Below are 2,375 nucleotides of genomic sequence, written 5' to 3'. Positions count from 1 at the left end.
AGCTTCGACTCCGCCACCGGCCCGATCCCCCACAGCGCGCGCACCGGCAGCGGGGCGAGGAACTCCCGCTCGGTGCCCAGCGGGACGACCAGCAGGCCGTCGGGTTTCGCCTCGTCCGACGCGATCTTCGCGACCTGCTTGCCCGAACCCGCGCCGATCGACGCCGCCATGCCGGTCTCCGCCCGGATCCGCGCCCGCAGCGCCTCGCCGAACCGGACGACGTCGTCGCGGCCGGCGCCCGCGAGGTCCGGCGGCTCGGCGAAGGCCTCGTCGAGCGAAATGCGTTCGAGCACCGGGGCGTACTCCGCGACGATGCCGAACACCTGCCTGCTGAGGATCTCGTACAGCCTGAATCGCGGCGGCAGGATCACCCCGCCCGCCGGGATGAGGCGCCGGGCCTGCGACATCGGCATCGCGGAACGCGCCCCGTACTCGCGGGCCTGGTAACTCGCTCCGGCGACGACACCGCGCGGCCCGGCTCCGCCGACCAGCACCGGCCGGTCGGCCAGGGTCGGGCGGGTGAGCTGTTCGCAGGCCGCGAAGAAGGCGTCCATATCCAGGTGGACGACCCAGCGTCGCGTCATCTCCTCAGCCTTGGCCGTTCCCGGTGACGTCGAGCAGCCGCCGCAGTGCCCGCGTGTACTCGTCTAACGCCACGCGCCCGCGCAGCGTCAGCTCGACCAGCGTCACCGGCGTGCGGTGCTCGTGGGCCTTGGTGATCCGGACGTACTCGGCGTCCTCCAGTTTGCGCAGGTGCGTCGACAGGTTCCCCGCGGTCATCTCCAGCAGCTGCTGCAGCCGGGGAAAAGTGATGCTGTCGCCCGCCCGCAGCGCGGCGAGCGCCACCGTGACGCGCAGCCGCGCCTGGGCGTGGATCACCGGGTCGAGCTGCGGAAGCCCCTGTTCGGTCATCCTCGCCCCGGCCGCCTGCCCCGCACCGTGTAGACCGCCGCGGCCACCAGGAATCCGCCGCCTCCGCACAGGCACAGCACCAGGAAGTTGCCCGGCACGGACGAGAACACACTCGCCGCGGCGGAGACGATCATCCAGACACCGAGCCCGAACTGCAGCTTGTCCGACCAGATGGCGCCGCCGGCGAGGTAGAGCACACCGGTCAGCAGCAGCGAACTCCCCGTCCACAGCAGCGAGGTGGTGTCCCATGGCAGGCCGGTCTTCCCGATCCGGATGTTCACCACGGTCAGCCCGGCGTACCCGAGCGTCCAGCTCCAGCCGTACATCGCGCCCGCCAGATTCGACGGGCCGCGGATGCCCCGGCCGGCCCGGGTGCCGTAGTAGATGGAGTAGCCGATGGCGGCGGCGAACCCTACGGCCAGCACCACCGCGGGGATCCACAGTGGGAACCGCGACGAGTTCTCACCGGGCCGCGCGAGGTACATCAGCCCCCAGCCGACGAACCACGCGACACCCCAGACAGCGAGCAGGCGCGCCGGGTTCACCCCGAGCTCCCGGCGCGTCCGCTCGCGCTGCCGGGCGATGAGCGCGAGCGACTGCTCGGCCGTCATCGGCTCAGCGTCGTCCTCGTCCATCGCCCTGCCCTCCGCTTCCGTGCTGACCCCCAGGCACACCACGGAAGCTAACACGCCGTCACACCCTGGCAGTGCCCAGCCGGAAACGCTTCACGACCACGAATCCGGGCACGAGCACCCAGGCCGCCAGCACGGCCACGATCAGCCCGACGGCGGGCCCGGCGAGCACTGCCGACTGTCCGAACTGGAGCAGCCAGTAGGACGGGAGGATCTTCGCCACGACGGCCATCCAGTCCGGCATGAGCCGCAGCGGGATGAACAGCCCGCTCAGCATCGACAGCGGCGCCATCAGCCCGCCGGTGATCGCCTGCACGGTGTCCCCCTTGCCGAACAGGCCGATCATGATGCCCAGCGCGGCGAACGGGAGGCAGCCGAGCCACAGCGCGCCGAGCGCGGTGATCCACTGGGCCGCGGTGAGTTCCACGCCCTGCGCCAGCCCCGCGACGAAGATCGCCAGCAGCACCGGCAGCGCGACCAGCATCGAAGTCGAGACCTTGACCAGCAGGTAACCCGGGCCGCGCAGCGGCGTGATCCGCAGCTGCCGCTGCCAGCCTTCGGTGCGCTCGGTGGCGATGCGGGTCCCGGTGAACAGCGCCGCCGCCATCGCGCCGTACGCCGCCATCTGCAGCATGGTCAGCGTGCTCGACTTGACGCCGCCGACGTCCTGCGTGCCGTAGAGCCCGGCGAAGAACAGGAAGAACACGACCGGCATGCCGATGGTGAACAGGAAGAACTGCGGGCTGCGCAGGATGCGCTTGAGCTCCAGTTTCAGGGACGTCGGGTTCATCGCAGCGCGCCTTCCGGCTCGTCGGAGGTCAGGGCCAGGAA

Annotated in this window: 4 protein-coding genes; all 4 read right to left on the bottom strand. The window is 71.0% G+C overall.

The annotated features are described in order from the left end of the window. A partial coding sequence (locus QMK34_RS39350; protein ID WP_442785319.1) for a Y-family DNA polymerase occupies nt 1–584 on the bottom strand: 584 nt, incomplete at its 3' end. Nucleotides 585–588: 4 nt separating this feature from the next. Continuing rightward, the gene (locus tag QMK34_RS39345; protein WP_326419893.1) at nt 589–912 is read right to left on the bottom strand and encodes a transcriptional regulator; all 324 of its coding nucleotides are present in this window, start codon (nt 910–912) and stop codon (nt 589–591) included. Further along, nucleotides 909–1,601, bottom strand: a complete 693-nt coding sequence (locus QMK34_RS39340) for a hypothetical protein (protein ID WP_326419892.1) — start codon at nt 1,599–1,601, stop codon at nt 909–911. Before QMK34_RS39340 ends, QMK34_RS39345 begins: the two co-directional genes overlap by 4 nt. A gap of 4 nt (nt 1,602–1,605) precedes the next feature. Then, on the bottom strand, nt 1,606–2,334 hold the full coding sequence (locus QMK34_RS39335; RefSeq protein WP_326419891.1) for an ABC transporter permease: 729 nt from the start codon (nt 2,332–2,334) through the stop codon (nt 1,606–1,608). Nucleotides 2,335–2,375 lie beyond the last annotated feature (41 nt).

Source organism: Amycolatopsis sp. H20-H5 (genome assembly GCF_035828755.1).
Taxonomy (GTDB): Bacteria; Actinomycetota; Actinomycetes; order Mycobacteriales; family Pseudonocardiaceae; genus Amycolatopsis.
This window is presented reverse-complemented; position numbering and strand designations above follow the sequence as displayed.

What these genes read in the sequence shown, in the direction of transcription:
- QMK34_RS39345 (WP_326419893.1), bottom strand. Translation starts at nt 912, where the DNA reads ATGACCGAACAGGGGCTTCCGCAGCTCGACCCGGTGATCCACGCCCAG.
- QMK34_RS39335 (WP_326419891.1), bottom strand. Translation starts at nt 2,334, where the DNA reads ATGAACCCGACGTCCCTGAAACTGGAGCTCAAGCGCATCCTGCGCAGC.